This is a genomic window from Aestuariivirga sp. (assembly GCF_044239095.1).
Lineage (GTDB): Bacteria > Pseudomonadota > Alphaproteobacteria > Rhizobiales > Aestuariivirgaceae > Aestuariivirga.
Genome location: NZ_JBIICB010000078.1, coordinates 1 through 15636 on the forward strand (window position 1 = coordinate 1; position 15636 = coordinate 15636).

Annotated in this window: 16 protein-coding genes; 8 read left to right on the forward strand and 8 right to left on the reverse strand. The window is 63.2% G+C overall.

Annotation, left to right across the window (positions count from 1 at the left end; genetic code table 11):
* The 6 genes from ACILRA_RS09320 to ACILRA_RS09345 form a co-directional block, all read left to right on the forward strand.
* On the forward strand, positions 1–964 hold a 964-nt coding region (locus ACILRA_RS09320), incomplete at its 5' end, for a CTP synthase (protein WP_395661829.1).
* 2 nt (positions 965–966) lie between these two features.
* The gene (locus ACILRA_RS09325; protein ID WP_395661830.1) at positions 967–3321 is read left to right on the forward strand and encodes a DUF3772 domain-containing protein; all 2355 of its coding nucleotides are present in this window, start codon (positions 967–969) and stop codon (positions 3319–3321) included.
* 7 nt (positions 3322–3328) lie between these two features.
* Positions 3329–3778 (forward strand): PaaI family thioesterase, encoded by a 450-nt coding sequence (locus tag ACILRA_RS09330; protein WP_395661831.1) that lies wholly within the window; start codon positions 3329–3331, stop codon positions 3776–3778.
* Positions 3775–4602, forward strand: a complete 828-nt coding sequence (gene kdsA / locus ACILRA_RS09335; RefSeq protein WP_395661832.1) for a 3-deoxy-8-phosphooctulonate synthase — start codon at positions 3775–3777, stop codon at positions 4600–4602. Before ACILRA_RS09330 ends, kdsA begins: the two co-directional genes overlap by 4 nt.
* 227 nt (positions 4603–4829) lie before the next feature.
* On the forward strand, positions 4830–6107 hold the full coding sequence (gene eno, locus ACILRA_RS09340) for a phosphopyruvate hydratase (RefSeq protein WP_395661833.1): 1278 nt from the start codon (positions 4830–4832) through the stop codon (positions 6105–6107).
* Between the two features lie 4 nt (positions 6108–6111).
* Complete coding sequence (locus ACILRA_RS09345) at positions 6112–6759, forward strand: hypothetical protein (RefSeq protein ID WP_395661834.1); 648 nt, start codon at positions 6112–6114, stop codon at positions 6757–6759.
* Positions 6760–6868: 109 nt separating this feature from the next.
* On the opposite strand, the gene ACILRA_RS09350 is transcribed toward ACILRA_RS09345, so the two are convergent.
* The 5 genes from ACILRA_RS09350 to denD all read right to left on the reverse strand — a co-directional run bounded on the left by ACILRA_RS09350 (position 6869) and on the right by denD (position 11345).
* Positions 6869–7783 carry a DMT family transporter gene (locus ACILRA_RS09350; RefSeq protein ID WP_395661835.1) on the reverse strand — a complete coding sequence of 305 codons (915 nt, stop codon included), beginning with the start codon at positions 7781–7783 and terminating at the stop codon, positions 6869–6871.
* Positions 7784–7856: 73 nt separating this feature from the next.
* Positions 7857–8471 carry an HD domain-containing protein gene (locus tag ACILRA_RS09355; RefSeq protein ID WP_395661836.1) on the reverse strand — a complete coding sequence of 205 codons (615 nt, stop codon included), beginning with the start codon at positions 8469–8471 and terminating at the stop codon, positions 7857–7859.
* A complete protein-coding gene (locus ACILRA_RS09360; RefSeq protein ID WP_395661837.1) occupies positions 8458–9339 on the reverse strand; it encodes a DMT family transporter in 882 nt (293 codons plus the stop codon). The genes ACILRA_RS09355 and ACILRA_RS09360 overlap by 14 nt, the downstream gene beginning before the upstream one ends.
* Complete coding sequence (locus ACILRA_RS09365) at positions 9340–10365, reverse strand: Ldh family oxidoreductase (RefSeq protein WP_395661838.1); 1026 nt, start codon at positions 10363–10365, stop codon at positions 9340–9342. It abuts the gene before it with no gap.
* Entirely contained in the window at positions 10365–11345 is a 981-nt protein-coding gene (gene denD / locus ACILRA_RS09370) for a D-erythronate dehydrogenase (protein ID WP_395661839.1), read from the reverse strand. Before denD ends, ACILRA_RS09365 begins: the two co-directional genes overlap by 1 nt.
* A gap of 287 nt (positions 11346–11632) precedes the next feature.
* On the opposite strand from denD, the gene ACILRA_RS09375 reads away from it, so the two are divergent.
* Entirely contained in the window at positions 11633–12241 is a 609-nt protein-coding gene (locus ACILRA_RS09375) for a L,D-transpeptidase (RefSeq protein ID WP_395661840.1), read from the forward strand.
* Between the two features lie 99 nt (positions 12242–12340).
* Positions 12341–12673 (forward strand): hypothetical protein, encoded by a 333-nt coding sequence (locus tag ACILRA_RS09380; protein ID WP_395661841.1) that lies wholly within the window; start codon positions 12341–12343, stop codon positions 12671–12673.
* Here ACILRA_RS09380 and ACILRA_RS09385 read toward each other — a convergent pair.
* The 3 genes from ACILRA_RS09385 to ACILRA_RS09395 are packed head-to-tail and all read right to left on the reverse strand — an operon-like array spanning position 12660 to position 15191.
* Positions 12660–13373 (reverse strand): AIM24 family protein, encoded by a 714-nt coding sequence (locus ACILRA_RS09385; protein ID WP_395661842.1) that lies wholly within the window; start codon positions 13371–13373, stop codon positions 12660–12662. The two genes, ACILRA_RS09380 and ACILRA_RS09385, sit on opposite strands and share 14 nt — an antisense overlap.
* 10 nt (positions 13374–13383) lie before the next feature.
* A complete protein-coding gene (locus tag ACILRA_RS09390) occupies positions 13384–14373 on the reverse strand; it encodes a TAXI family TRAP transporter solute-binding subunit (RefSeq protein ID WP_395661843.1) in 990 nt (329 codons plus the stop codon).
* Positions 14370–15191 (reverse strand): hypothetical protein, encoded by an 822-nt coding sequence (locus tag ACILRA_RS09395; protein WP_395661844.1) that lies wholly within the window; start codon positions 15189–15191, stop codon positions 14370–14372. Before ACILRA_RS09395 ends, ACILRA_RS09390 begins: the two co-directional genes overlap by 4 nt.
* Positions 15192–15636 lie beyond the last annotated feature (445 nt).

The following is a 15636-nucleotide window of genomic DNA, read 5'->3' on the forward strand; positions in this document are numbered from 1 at the left end:
GATCGCGCTGTTCTGCAACGTGCGCCCCTCGGCCGTGATCCAGGCGCTCGACGTCAAGTCGATCTATGATGTGCCCCGTTCCTATCACAACGAGGGTCTCGACCAGGAAGTGCTCGACATCTTCGGCTTCAAGGACGTGAAGGAGCCCGATCTCTCGAAGTGGACCGAGATCATGCACCGCATCACCCAGCCCGAGGGCGAGGTGACCATCGCGGTGGTCGGCAAATACACAGGCCTCCTCGACGCCTACAAGTCGCTGCAGGAGGCCCTCGTTCACGGCGGGATCGCCAACAAGGTGAAGGTAAAGCTGGAGTGGATCGAATCGGAGGTCTTCGAGAAGGAAGACCCCGCACCCTATCTCGAGGGCGTGCACGGCATCCTCGTTCCCGGCGGTTTCGGGGAACGGGGCTCGGAAGGCAAGATCAAGGCCGCCACTTTCGCCCGCACCCGCCAGGTTCCCTATTTCGGCATCTGCTTCGGCATGCAGATGGCCTGCATCGAGGCGGCGCGCTCACTCTGCGGCATCGAGACCGCAAGCTCCACCGAATTTGGCGAGACAAAAGAGCCCGTCGTCGGCACCATGACGGAATGGATGAAGGGCAACGAACTCGAGATCCGCAAGGCGGGCGGCGACCTCGGCGGCACCATGCGGCTCGGCGCCTATGAGTCGACGCTGAAGCCCGGCAGCAAGATCGCGGAGATCTATGGCACCACCCGCATCACCGAGCGCCACCGCCACCGCTACGAGGTCAACACGCGCTACCGCGACCGCCTCGAGAAGGCAGGGCTGAGCTTCGCGGGCATGTCACCGGACGGGCTTCTGCCGGAGACGGTGGAATACCCCGATCACCCGTGGTTCATCGGCGTGCAGTACCACCCCGAGCTCAAGTCCAAACCGTTCGATCCGCACCCGCTGTTCAAGTCCTTCATCGCGGCGGCGATCGAGCAGAGCCGGCTGGTCTAGCCATGCGCGGCGTGAGGATCGCCCTGGCGGCCCTCTGCGCACTGTTCATTTCGCTGTCGGCTGCCGCCGCCTTCGACCAGGCCATTCTCGGCCAGAGCGACCGCGCGATTCAGGAGTTCCGTACTGACCTTAAGCGGCTGGAGGACATCCAGCGGCGTCCGGTTCTCAGTGAAAAGGAACTGCTGGATACGCGGACCGCCCTCGAGACGCTCAGGACCACCGCGGCAAAGCGGTCCGCCGACCTTGCAGGGCCGCTGGCCGAGGTGAACCAGCAGATCGCCTCGCTGGGTGCTGCCCCATCCGAAGGTGCGAGCGAGGATGCAGGCGTGGCCAAGTCGCGCTCGGACCTCACCTCCACGCGCGACCGCCTGCAGAGCCTCAAGTCGCAGTTCGACGTCATCGTGGTCGAAGCGGAACAGAGTGCTGGCCGGGTCATTGCCCTGCAGCGCAACCAGTTCTTCGAACGCGTCTTCGACCGCAACCGCTCGATCCTCAACCCGTCGCTCTGGTACGACACGGGCATCGGCTTCGGCGGCCTGCTGGCGGCGCTGGGGCTCCTGTTCCGCAACTGGTGGACGGAGGTCGCCGCCTCGGGAAACCCCATCGGTCTCCTTCTGGTTCCGCTCTTCATCGTGATCTTTGCCGGCGGCTACCGCGTCATCAACCGCTGGGCCCGGCACTGGATGGAGCGTTACGCCAACCGCAGCCGCTCGATCGACGACATGACGCGGCTGTGGCGGATTGTGCGGGGGCTCATCACCACGGCGGCGGCGCTGGCGATCCTGATCATTCCGATCTGGCTGTCGCTCGACGCGAGCGGATACCTGACGCCGCGCATCCTCATGGTGTGGACGGCGCTGGTGGCGGTGATCGCGGGCACGACCTTCTTTTATGTCATGGCCCGCCGGGTGGCCTCGCCCGCGGAACCCGCGTGGCGGATCGTCGACCTTGACGACCGTTCCGCCTCGCGCTTCACCCTGCTGGCCGGTGTGATTGCCGCTGTCGCGACCATGAACGCCCAGCTGGGCAAGATCGCCGGGGCGCTGTTTCTGCCTGTCAGCTACACGGTCGGGCAATCGGCTGTGTTCGCATTCCTGCTGCTCAGCCTGCTCAGCTTCATCCTCCTGACCGTGAAGAACCAGGACGGTCTGCCGGACAAGGCGGGCAGGCGTGTCTATTTCGGCTGGATGTCCTCGCTGACGCCAGTGATCTGGCTGCTGATCATCCTCGGCTTCGGCGCGCTGCTGGCCGGTTACCTGGCGCTGGCGGACTACATTGCCCATCAGATGGCCAGGACCGCCATGGTCCTCGGCTTCCTCTTCATTCTCTACTACCTCTTCGATGCCGCGGTCACATCAAGCTTCGACCCGCAAAGCGGCTTCGGCATGTTCCTCCGCCGCATCTCGGGGCTTGGCGAACGTGGCATCGAGCGGCTGGGCCTGATCGTGCGCACCGGCGTCGACCTCATCCTGCTCATCGCCGGCATTCCGCTGCTGGTGCTGCTGTGGACCTTGACCTGGGTCGACTTCGGCGGCTTCTACAACACGCTGGCGATCGGCGTGAAGGTCGGCGAGATCACCATATCGCCCGGCATCGTGCTGACGATGCTGGCCATCCTGGCGGCCGGCGTCATCGCCACCAAGCTGTTCAACCGCTGGCTTGCCCGCCGCATCCTGAGCGATACGCAGATCAATCGCGGCGTTCAGGATTCGATCCTCAAGGGCTCCACCTATGTGGGCTACTTCCTCGCTGGCGGGCTCGCGCTGGGCGCCACGGGCATCGACTTTTCCAACCTCGCGCTCATCGCTGGCGCGCTGGGCATCGGCATCGGCCTCGGGCTGCAATCCATCGTCAACAACTTCGTCTCGGGCCTCATCATCCTTGCGGAGCGTCCGATCCGGGTTGGCGACTGGGTGTCGCTGCCGGCGGGGGAGGGCGTCGTCCGCCGCATCAACGTGCGCTCCACCGAGATCGAGACCTTTGATTCCTGTTCGATCATCCTGCCCAATTCGGCTCTCGTCACAGAGCCGGTGCGGAACTGGACGCATAACGACAACATGGGGCGCTTCATGGTTGCAGTGACGGTCGACTACAGCAGCGACGCCGAAGCGGTGCGAGCACTTCTCGTTGAATGCGCGCGCCGCCATGAGAAAGTGCTCAGCCAGCCCGAACCCTTCGCCAACCTGGCGCGCTTCGGGCAGACAGGCTTGGACTTCGAACTCAGGGCCTTTGTGGCAGACATCCTTGAGGGCAATGGTGTGGCAAGTGACATCCGCTTCGACATCCTCAGGCAGTTCCGCGAAAAAGGCATTACCATCGCCCATCCGGTTGGGGTAATGCAGGCGCCGAAACCATAGGACTTGCATGGACGCAGACCCCAAGAAGGCCACGCCGCTGAGCGGGCTTGACTATCTCAAACAGCGCATCGCCGACTGGCAAGGCTCCGCCATGGCAGACACGATGGACATGCGGCTGATCGCGGTGGAAGAGGGCCAGGCGACATTCGAGGGCTTCCCCTCTCCCCGTTTCTACAATCCGCAGATGCGGCTTCATGGCGGCTATGCCGCGACACTGATCGATTCAGCCACCGGCTGCGCGGTGCAGACCATGCTTCCCGCTGGCGCGGGCTATGGCACCATCGAACTCAAGGTCAACTACGTTCGAAAAATCGACGCGGAAACCGGCCGGCTTCTCTGCACCGGCAACGTCATCCATTCCGGACGAACCCTGTTCACTGCCGATGCCAAGGTGGTGGACGAAAATGGCAAGCTCTATGCCCATGGCTCTGGCACTTTTCTGGTGTATCCCAAATGACAACCAATACCGTCGTCTCGCTTCCCACACTGCAGTTCGGCAATGCACTGCCCCTCGCGCTGATCGCTGGTCCCTGCCAGATGGAAAGCCGCGAGCATGCCTTCATGATGGCGGGCAGTCTGAAGGAAATCTGCCAGCGTCTGGGCATCGGGCTCGTCTACAAGTCAAGTTTTGATAAGGCGAACCGCACCAGCCTGAAGGGCCGGCGCGGCATGGGCCTGGAGAAGTCGCTCGCCGTCTTTGCCGACATCGGCAAGGAACTGGGGCTTCCCGTGCTGACGGACGTTCACGAGAACGCCCACTGCGCGGAGGTCGCAAGCGTCGTCGACATCCTGCAGATCCCGGCCTTCCTCTGCCGCCAGACCGACCTTCTCGTCGCCGCCGCCAGGACCGGCCGCGTGGTGAACGTCAAGAAGGGCCAGTTCCTCGCACCCTGGGACATGAAGAACGTCCTCGAGAAGATCGTCGAGAGCGGCAATCCCAACGTGCTGCTCACTGAGCGCGGCGCGTCCTTCGGTTACAACACGCTCGTGTCCGACATGCGGGCACTGCCGATCATGGCGGAAACGGGCGCGCCGGTGATCTTCGACGCCACCCATTCGGTGCAGCAGCCGGGCGGGCAGGGTGCATCCTCGGGCGGCGACCGGCGCATGGTGCCAGTGCTGGCGCGCGCCGCCGTGGCTGTGGGTGTTGCAGGCGTCTTCATCGAGACCCACGAGGATCCGGACAACGCCCCCTCCGACGGCCCCAACATGGTGCCTCTGGACAGGCTGGAGGGCCTCTTGGTGAAACTCATGGCGCTGGACAAGGTGGCAAAGACCTGACGGGTTGAGAGAGGCCCTCATCCGGCCTTCGGCCACCTTCTCCCATTGCTGCGCAACGGGAGAAGGGAAGACGTTGATGCTTTTTCCCCTTCTCCCGTCCGAAGGATGGGAGAAGGTGGCCGAAGGCCGGATGAGGGCTCCTTGCCGCCGCCCGAACCGTCTTGCCAAGCCACGGCACTCCCGCCATAAACCCAGCCTGATTTGCGACCATCAGGGGAAACAGCCATATGACCACCATCATCGATATCACCGCCCGCGAGATACTCGACAGCCGCGGCAACCCGACGGTGGAAGTGGATGTGGTGCTGGAAGACGGCTCCATGGGCCGCGCCGCCGTGCCGTCCGGCGCCTCCACCGGCGCGCATGAAGCCGTCGAATTGCGTGACGGGGACAAGGCGCGCTATCTGGGCAAGGGCGTCACCAAGGCAGTCGCTGCCGTCAATGGCGACATTTTCGATGCTCTCGCCGGAATGGAAGCCGAAGACCAGATCGCCATCGACCGCGCGATGATCGAACTCGACGGCACCCCCAACAAGGCGCGCCTCGGCGCCAATGCCATCCTCGGCGTGTCGCTGGCCACCGCCAAGGCCGCGGCGGATGCCTCAGGGCTTCCGCTTTACCGCTACGTCGGCGGCGCCTCGGCGCGCACGCTGCCCGTGCCCATGATGAACATCATCAATGGCGGCGCCCATGCCGACAACCCGATCGACTTCCAGGAATTCATGGTGATGCCTGTCGGTGCGTCATCGTTCCGCGAGGGGCTGCGCATGGGTGCGGAGATCTTCCACACGCTCAAGGCGGCGCTCAAGAAGGCAGGGCACAACACCAATGTCGGCGATGAGGGCGGCTTCGCCCCGAACCTTCCGTCTGCCGAGGCCGGCCTCGACTTCGTGATGAAGGCAGTGGAGCAGGCTGGCTACAAGCCGGGCCAGGACGTGTTCCTGGCGCTCGACTGCGCCGCGACGGAGTTCTTCAAGAACGGCGTCTACGACTATGAGGGCGAGGGCAAGAAGCGCTCGATCACCGAGCAGGCCGAATACCTGGCCAAGCTGGCCCGCAGCTATCCGATCTTCTCGATCGAGGACGGCATGTCCGAGGACGACTGGGACGGCTGGAAGCAGGTGACGGACCTGATCGGCAAGACACACCAGCTGGTCGGCGACGATCTCTTCGTTACCAACACCAAGCGCCTGAAGGACGGCATCTCGAAGGGCGTCGCCAACGCGATCCTCGTCAAGGTCAACCAGATCGGCTCCCTCACGGAAACGCTTGAAGCCGTCGAGATGGCGCATAAGGCAGCCTATTCCGCCGTGATGTCGCACCGCTCGGGCGAAACGGAAGACTCCACCATCGCGGACCTTGCTGTCGCCACAAACTGCGGTCAGATCAAGACTGGTTCGTTGGCCCGCTCGGACCGGCTCGCCAAATACAATCAGCTGCTGCGCATCGAAGAGGAACTGGGCTCTCAGGCCACATATGCAGGACGGTCAATCCTCAAAGCCTAGTGGGGTGAAACTCACAAACGTCCATATCGTGGTCACGAGCCTCGCGGCCATCGCGGGCGTTGTCATTACGGGCTATCAGGCCTTTGCCCCGCAGCCCGCGGCACAGCAGCCGGTGAGGGTCGTCGTGGCGCTCGACCAGCCAGCACCCGGCGAGACGGTCGCAAAGACAGATGCAAAGACAGATGCGCCCGCCCTCATGACGGAGACCGTGAACCTCGCGGCTGATGCGAGTTTCACGGCGGCGCTGAAGGACGGCAGCGAGAATCGTTACAGCTTCGCCGCCCTGTTCGATGGCGCCAGCGACACGTTCCTGGCGATTGAGGCGCCTGATGAGGAACTGAACATCCTCGTCCTGTTCAGTGGCGGCACGACGCGGCAAGTGACGGCGCTCGAATATGTGCCTCCCGCCGGAGTAGACCCTCAGTCCATGGCGGCAACGGCCGACATCATGGTGCTGCCCGAGGGCCAGTTGGAGGCATCGGGCCGGCCGGTCATGAGCTTCAGCCTGCCGCAGTCCACAGAAACCAGCACCTTCGCCATCCCCGGCCGCGCCGAAGGCAAAGGCCTGTGGCTCCGCGTCGCCGCCGCGCCTGGCGGCAAGAAGAGCTACGTCGGCGACTTCCGCATCCTCAGCGAAGGTGTCGCACCTTAACGCGCGTTCCGACCAGGTGGAATCACCTGGTCGAAAAGAACTCGCGCAAGATCAATTGCTTGAGCATGATCTTATCGCAAAAGTGGTTTCCACTTTTGCGGATCATGCTCTATCGCGCGTTGCGCACGGCGAAGAAGCCCGCCGCGATGATGATGACCGTCCCGATGACCGTCGTCATTCTGGGCACCTCGGAGAACAGCAGGAATCCCCAGAGCGGCACCCAGAGCATGCCGGTGTATTCGAACACGGTGACGAGGTTGGCGTTGGCCAGCCTGTAGGCGTGGGTGAGCAGCGACATGGCAACCGCCGCGATGACGCCGCACACGCCCATCAGGAAAAGGTCTGTGGCATCCGGCATCGCCCACGGCCGCACCAGGAAATCGAGGCTCGGATGCCCGAAGGCGGTGACGCCCACCGCCCCGAAGAGTGCCGCGATCATGGCCGCGACGACCAGGTAGACGGCATTGACGTAGAAGGCCATCACCGTGGTGGGCTCGTCCGCCCCGTACTTTCGCGCCAGCACCATTGAGAAGGCATAGCTTGCAGCACTGAACAGGCTGAGCAGCGCGGCCGGCTCGAACAGCCCGCTACCGGGCCTGAGGATGATGATGACCCCGATGAAGCCGGCGATGACGGCGGCCCATGCCTGCGGCGTCACCTTCTCGCGCAGCATGATGCTGGCCAGCAGCGTGACGAAGATCGGCGAGGTGAAGAACAGCGCCACGGCTTCTGCCAGCGGCAGCGCCGGGAAGGCCATGTAGTAGCTGGTATAGGACGTGATCAGGATCAGGCCGCGCGCGATCAGCAGCTTCCAGTTCCGGGTGCGCAATGCGCCAAGCCCGTTGGCATAGGCCACCATTGCAAGCAGGATCGGCAGCCCCACGATCGAGCGGAGCACGATTGCCAGCGTCACCGCATGGTCGCCGCTCATCGCCTTCAGGATCGCGTCCTGGATCGAGAAGATGAAGACGCCCACGACGAGCGAGATGATGCCGGTCAGGCTCTGGTTGCGCGCGTCCTTCATGATGCGATGATGGCGAGGCGAACCCGCCGCTGCCCGTCAAGCTGCGGCATATCCGGTCGCTTTGCGGCGTGCGCTATTCCGCAGCGGCCACGGCGGGCGGCAGGCCCTTCACCACGCCCATCTGCTGCACGGCGGGGTCATGCGCCCTACGGGCGAACACCTCTTTTACCAGGGGTATGAACGTGTCGAGCGTCTCCGTGGGATAGGCGGGGTCAAAGGAGGACTGGTCCCAGCGCTCGCAGAAATCCACGCAGGACTGGAAGTAGGGCGAGCTCCGGTATTTCTCCCGCTCATGCTGGTTCCAGCCATAGTGGTGGGCGTAGTAGTACATCTGGAAGGAGGCATGGTGCTCCACCGTCCACACCACTTCCTCGCGCATATAGGGCCGCAGGATCTCGGCCGCGAAGCGGTCATGGTTCTGGGGCGCGAGGCCATCGCCGATGTCGTGGAGGAGGGCGGCCACCACCCAGTCGGTGTCAGCCCCCTCACGCAGCGCGCGGGTCGCGGCCTGCAGCCCATGCTCGAGGCGGCTGATCTTGTAGCCGGGAAGTGTCTCCTCCTCCTGCAGGCGGAGTTCGCGGATGACGCGGTCACCCGTGGCCCTGACATGGTCGTCCTCGAGCGGCTTGAGGAAAAGGTAATCCTCGCGCGTTCCGTCCTTCATGGCGGTGAATTCAACGGTTTTCATGTGCCAGCCTCTCGCGGTGGAAGATGTAAAGTCCCGACCCGATGATAATCGCAGCACCTGCCCAGGTCCACAAGTCTGGCCAGTCGCCCCAGATAAAGAAGCCGAACAGGGCCGCCCACAGCAACGAAGAATAGGAGAAGGGCGCCACGACGGACGCAGGCGCTGCCTGGAAAGAGCGGATGAGGAACAGGTGCCCGAGCCCCCCGGCCAGGCCGCTTGCCATCAGCAGCAGCCAGTCGAAAGCCGTGGGCCAGGACCAGAACCACGGCACGATGAGGCTCGTCACCACCGCGCCCGCCGCCGCGGTATAGAGCAGAGATGTTCGCGGATCATCGCCGCGTACCTTGCGGGTCAGGATCTGGTAGTTGGCGTTGAGGAAGGCCGCGGCCAGCAGGAAGAGCACGCCATGGCCATAAGCGCCCAGTCCTTCCTCCCACGGCCTGACGACGATGACCGCGCCGATGAACCCAAGCAGCACGCCCATCCAGCGCCGCAACCCCACCTTTTCGCCGAGCAGTGGAATGGCAAGGATCGTCACCAGGATCGGGTTGAGGAACATGATGGTGGTGCCGGTGGCCAGCGGCGTCGTGCGGATCCCGGCATTGAACATCGCCGTGGTCGACATCAGCAACACGGAGCGCAGAAGCTGGGTTTTCGGATGGCGGGTCCTTGCCAGCCTGCCGATATCCTTGCCGCAGGCCAGTGCTGCGATGAGCGTCGCAAAAAAGAAGCGTGCCCAGGTCACCTGCACCAGCGAGTAGCTTTCCATCAGGTGCTTCATGATCGCGTCGAGCGCGATGAAGCAGAACATGGTGGCGAGCATCCAGAGGATGCCCGCCGCGCGGTTCTCCTTGTTGACCACTGCCATTCAGGCCGGAAAACTCACGCCGGCACGTTCGCCCGCGAGGCGGAGTTCGGCGTAAAGCCCATCGGGCAGCGGTATGCCGTCCCGATCGCGGATGCGGCGGCGCTCCCACTCGGGCCCGCCCGCGGCGTAGGTTCCGGGCTGCGAGCTGAAGTTTCCAATATAGGCCTCAAGCCGCGCGCCGAAGGCCTCCATCGTCATGAACAGCGTCGGGTCAATCGCCATCACGAAATGGCCGACCTTGCTGTCGCCCAGTGCCAGGCCGTCCTGATCCGCCGAGAGCCGCATGCCGCTGAGGAGCCCACCCAGCACCTCTGCCATGCCCGCAAGGGCTGCGCCCTTGTAGCCGAAATCCGCGCCACCCACGGGCGCCAGCGCCACGGCCTGGTTGGGATCCGTGACGAAGGCGCCGGATAAATCGACCGCAACGCCCTCCGGCAGTTCCAGGCCTTCGGTGCGAAAGCGCAGCACCTTGTTCCAGGGAATGGCACTCGTCGCCATGTCAAGCAGGAAGGGATCGCCGCCCGGGTTGGGTGCCGAGAGCGACAATGGGTTTGTGCCGTGGATTGGCTTCGATCCGCCATGCGGCACGACGAAGGCGCCGGAGTTGGAGGCCACGAAGCCGATGAAGCCCGCGTCCGCTGCAGCCAGCGTATAGGCGCCGGCGGCACCGAAATGCGTGGAGTTGATGACGCTCGCCATGCCGATGCCGCAGTCCCGCGCCAGCGCGCAGGCCTCGTCCATGGCACGGTACATGGCGATGTGGCCAAGGCCATCATCGGCATCAACGAGGGCCGCCGCGCGCCGCTTGTAGTCGACGGTTACATTCGGGTTGCCCTTGGCGAGGCCGCTGCGCAGGCAGTCGGCATACCACGGCAGGAGCCTGATGCCGTGGCTGTCAACGCCGTGCAGGGACGCATGCAGCATCGCCCATGTCGCGGCCTCTGCCGATGCCTCGCTGGCGCCCGCGCTGACAAGAACCGCATTGGAGAATGCGGCGAGAACTCCGGCAGACGTGCTTCGGCTCATCAGGCGATCTTGCCGCCGAGCTCATCCTCGATGTGGACGCGGATGATCTCCTCGAAGCTGCCCTCTGCCTCGAAGCCCAGCTCACGCCCGCGCCTTGCCTCGAAGTTCCGCGGCCAGCCGGACACGATCTTCATGATCGTCTCATTCGGCTCGCGCCGGATGCGGGCCACGACATTCTCGCCCGCCACCTTGCGCAATGCAGCGATCTGCTCGCCGACGGTGCAGGAGATGCCGGGCAGCGTCACGTTGCGGCGGTTGCCGAGGAGCCCCGTGTCCATCGTCGCGGCACGGATGAGGAACCGGGTGGCAGCACGCGGCGAGGCATGCCAGTGGCGCACATCCTCGGACACCGGCAGCACCGCCTCCTGCCCGGCGAGCGGCTCGCGGATGATGTTGGAAAAGAAGCCCGAGGCCGCCAGGTTGGGCTTTCCCGGCCTGACACAGATCGTCGGGAAACGCAGGCCGACGCCATCGAAGAAACCGCGCCGCGAATAGTCCGACAGCAAGAGCTCGCAGATCGCCTTTTGCGTGCCGTAGCTGGTGAGCGGCGTTGTGAAATAATCATCCGGGATGGCCTCCGGAAAGGGCGCGCCAAAGACGGCGATCGAGGACGTGAAAACCACCTTGGGCTTATAGCCGCCGCCGGCCTTGCGGATTGCCTCGAAGAGATAGCGCGTTCCATCGAGATTGATGCGGTAGCCCTTCTCGAAATCGGCTTCGGCCTCGCCCGAGACAATGGCCGCGAGATGGAAGATGACATCCGGACGGAGCGCCACCAGCTTCTCGGCCTCGCCCGGAACGGAGAGATCGCCGATCAGCGTCTCGACCGGGAAGGACGAGGCGGGCGGCGGTGGCGCCAGCACCACGTCATGGCGGATGATCTTGCCGATGGCCGTCTCGCCGAGCCGCCCGTCTGCCGCAAGGCGGTTGATCAGCTTGACGCCGACCATGCCGCCGCCGCCGATGACTAGAATATTCATTGTGGAATCTCCCCTTTGAAAAACAGAATAGGCGCAGACACCTACCTGCAACAAGGGCTTGACCCGCTTGGGCACCGCTGTCACCCTGGCATGGCTTGCGTGTGTTTTGGCCTCATGAGGCCTGCGTTGCTACTTTTGCGTGCAGCAGAAAATTTCTCTCAAATGTTTAATGCCGCACAATTGATTGCGGCCACAAGAATACCGTTAATAATGGCTTAGCGTTTTGCCACCAATTTGGTACTTAGGCTTTGAATCGCTCTCTCACGGCACTGGCAAAAGGATCGGCAATGCTTTCTCGCAGGGCAGTCATAACCGGGGCGGCGTCCAGCCTGCTCGCCGCTCCACTCGCAGGCGCAGCCTTCGCGCAGTCATCGGACGATGATCCGTATCCGCTTCCGAAATTCGACTACAGCAAGCTGCCGGAGCCGTTCAGGCCGGCGGTGGTGAATTACAGCGGGCGCCAGTGGCCCGGCACCATCATCGTCGACACGCAGGCGCGCCAGTTGTACCTCGTGCTGCAGGGCGGCAAGGCCATGCGCTGGGGCTGTGCCGTCGGGCGTGATGGTTTCCGCTGGGCGGGTCTCGCGGACGTCGGCCGCAAGGTGATGTGGCCGCGGTGGACGCCACCCAAGGAAATGATCGCACGCAGCCCCGAAAAGGCGAAGTGGGCGAATGGCATGCCAGGCGGGCCGGACAATCCGCTGGGCGCGCGCGCGCTCTATCTGTTTCAGAACGGCAATGACACGCTCTATCGCATCCATGGCACGACCGAGCCTTTGTCGATTGGCAAGAACGCATCCTCGGGGTGCATCCGTATGGTAAACCAGGATGCGGTGGAACTCTACCGCCGCGTGCCGATCGGCTCGCGCGTCGTGGTCCTGGCAGAAGGCGTCTGATCCGTGATTTCTCATTCATTTGGCCTGCACATCACAATTCTGGCTGCGGCGGGCTTGGCCTTGGCGGCGTGTTCTTCGTCCAAGAATGACCTTGCAGTGGTGGATCCTGCCATCACACAGCAACCCATTGCACCGCTTCCCACCGGTGAGCTGAAGGCAGCCGACGTCAATCGCGCCCTCGCGGAACGCCGGTTCAGCTTTGCCAGCGCCGGCCGCAAGGGCACCGTGACCTATTTCAGGGACGGCACCTTCGAATATGATGAGACCGGCAAGGGCATCGGCACCGGGGTCTGGACTGCCGCCGACGGCAAGCTCTGCGAGGCGCGGAACCCGACGAGCTTCCTGCCCAAGGGCACCCCGTCCACCTGCGTGCCCATCTCTTCAGACGGTTCACGCTTCACCGTGGGCTCGATGCAACTCATCCCGATCTGAGCGCGGCCTTTTGTAACCGGCGCTCAGCTTCGGGCTGCATGGCCTGTGTGAGGTTCGCCTCCGCCGCCATGCGCCAGTTGAAGTAGGGCGTGGACACCAAAAGGATGCGGCCAGGCCCGGTATAGCGCCGGACATATTCCTCACCCGACAGCCAATAGCTGAACATTGAGCGTGTTGGATTGCCAACCCGGTAGGTGACGCCAGCACTGCGGGCGATGACGAGCTTTCCTTCAACCGAGATGGTCTCGCTGCCAAGGTCGATCTCCTCGACAGGCCCCGCCGCATTCAACACCACGCGGCCTCTTCCGCTCACCTTCGTCTGAAAATCGATGAAGCCCTCTCCCGCACGGAAGGACGTGAACATGCGTTCGCGGTGAAGACCGAGTTGAACACTATCGTCCGATGCCCAGTATGATCCACTCTCGAGAATCCACGGCTCGTCGTGAACCTCGAACACGTGATAGCCGCCGAAGGTCGATGTCAGATAGACATCTCCCGTGCCGGTGTATCGCGGGCGGATGAGCGGCTCATCGGCGATCTTGCACTTGATGGCATGGCCCAGCGAGGGCAGGGGCGCCACGACCTCGATCATGCCGCGCATATAGCTCAGGGCTCCGGCCTCGGCCCGCACGGTTTCGTTCATGAGGGTGATCTTCACCCATCTTTGATATTCGGATTCCTGGATCTCGAACTCGGCCATGGCTTGCGTCCTACTTCAGCAGTCCGAGGTCCCGGAACGCCCGTGCGGCGCCAGGGTGAAGCGGGGCGGTGAGTGACCGGGCGGCCATGTCTTCCGGCTTCAGCCCGGCCAGAGCCTGCTGCTGTTTCAGCTTCTCCAGATTGCTCATGATCGCCATGGTCAGGGCGTGAACGGTGTCCTCCGGAACAGTTGCGGAGGTGACCAGCGTGGCCTTCACACCGAAGGTGGGAACATCCGCCGCCAGGCCATAGGCGCGGCCGGGAATGGCGGCCGCCGTATAATAGGGCCTCATGGCCACAAGCGCATCGACAGCCTCTCCACCCACCGGGAGGAGCTTCAGGCGGCAGGAATTGAGCTGGCGCTCGATCATGCTGGAGGGGTGGCCGACGATCATCAGGCTTGCGTCCAATGTGTTGGCGCAGAGCCGTGCCGTGGCGGCATCGGTCTTCAGTTCGGCAGCTTCGCCCAAATCGGCTTCGGTGATCTTGAGTGCGCCCTTCAATTCATCCCAGGTCACGCGGCTGCCCGTTCCCGGCGCGCCGATGTTCACTCTCTTGCCCTTGAGCTGTTCGATCGTGCCGATCCCTGAATCCTCGCGCACGATCACTGTCAGCGTCTCGGGATAGAGCGCCATCACCGCGCGGAGTTGAGAAGCAGGCCGGCCCTGCCAGCGCCCCTCGCCATTCACCGCGAAGAACTGCGCGTCAGATTGCACGAGAGCGAACTCGTTCTCGCCTGAAGCCACGGAATCCACATTGTAGACGGAACCGGGCGTCGACTCGACCGAGCACCACAGCGCCTGTCCGCTTCCCGCGGTATTGACGGCGTCACAGATCGCCTTGCCGACCGGAAAATAAAGCCCTGAGACGGTCCCGGTGGCCAGCGATACGAAGTGACGGCCGGCGGGTCCGGCGTCCGCTGCCCCGGGGCAGAGCAGCGCCATCGCCACCGCCAGCATGAGACGCATCGGGTTTGCGTTCAGAGGAAAGTACGCCTTCATGATTCATCCCACTGCATCACAAGCCCATACATCACCTTGTAGGCATCGGACGTCACGCTCACCGTGCCCTGCAGCGGCCTGTCCATCACCACGATGAGGAAGATCATCACGCCCAGGAAGAACGAAATGATGCCGCCCAGGATCATGTGAAGCGTAAACCGCATGTCGAGCATCCAGATCAGCAGGATGTTGATCAGCGCGCCAATCGCCACGACGTACCAGAGAACGCCCGGTATGGCGGTGTTGACGCCCGTCAGCCGATGCTGCCGCGCATCGTCGATGTCTCCGAAATACTTGAGGCTCTGTTCCTGCAGCAGGTTTTCGGTGTGGTTTACCGGCTGCAGCGACAGAAGTTTCTGCTGGATGATCTGCAGGCGGAGATCGCCGCCGTTCCAGATCTTGCCCTGGCTGTGGGCGGGCCAGTCCTTGTTCATCACATACTGCGTGTAGTCACGCAGCAGATACTGAACCTCGCTGCGCAGCGGCTCAGGATAAGACCCCACCGTCCGGTAAAGCGAAGCGATACGCGAGGCCTCCCGGTCGACGGCGGACTCGATGTTGGAGGCATTGGTAAAGGCCGCGACCGACAGCAAACCCAGCAGCAAGCCATAGAACAGGCTGAACCCTGCACTGGTGTAATTCACCAGGTCGTTCACCCCGCTTTGCCGGCGCAGCCACAAGCGAAAAAACGGCTTGATGAAAATGATGCCGAACCAGGTCGCCAGCACCAGAACGGCGGAGCAGATGAACGCCAGACGCGCGGTCGGCACCGCATTCATCCATTCCATCAGCCATCCCATGTCGAACAGCTGCATCATGCGCACTGGCGCCTTACGCAAGGGGCTGCGCTGGCCAGCATGGCGCATGCCGTTTGCGTTATGGCACGCGCTGGATAGTCAAGATGTTGGCCGAGGAGTGGCATACCACACTCAACCATAGGTTAATCTATTCGTCAATTCCGTCGTGTTTTGGACCTCATTGCCAACCGTCCATCGTCACTGCCCAGCGTAAGCCAGGCAGGAAGGGAGGATGATAACTCTCGTTCTAGGGTAAAAAAATTTATTTAAATTAGCTTCGCCTCGCGATCGCCGCCTCCATTTCACCTCGCGGGCGGGGCCTGCCGTAGGCCGATCCAGTTTGACTTGCAGCCGTTCAGCCTCTCAACTAGTGGATTGACTCCAACGTTTGGAACCCACGGTTCCGAGCTGCGATGATATCGCCAGGGTTGGCTTTCCATGCGAAGGGTTTGGGACTGGAGGCGTT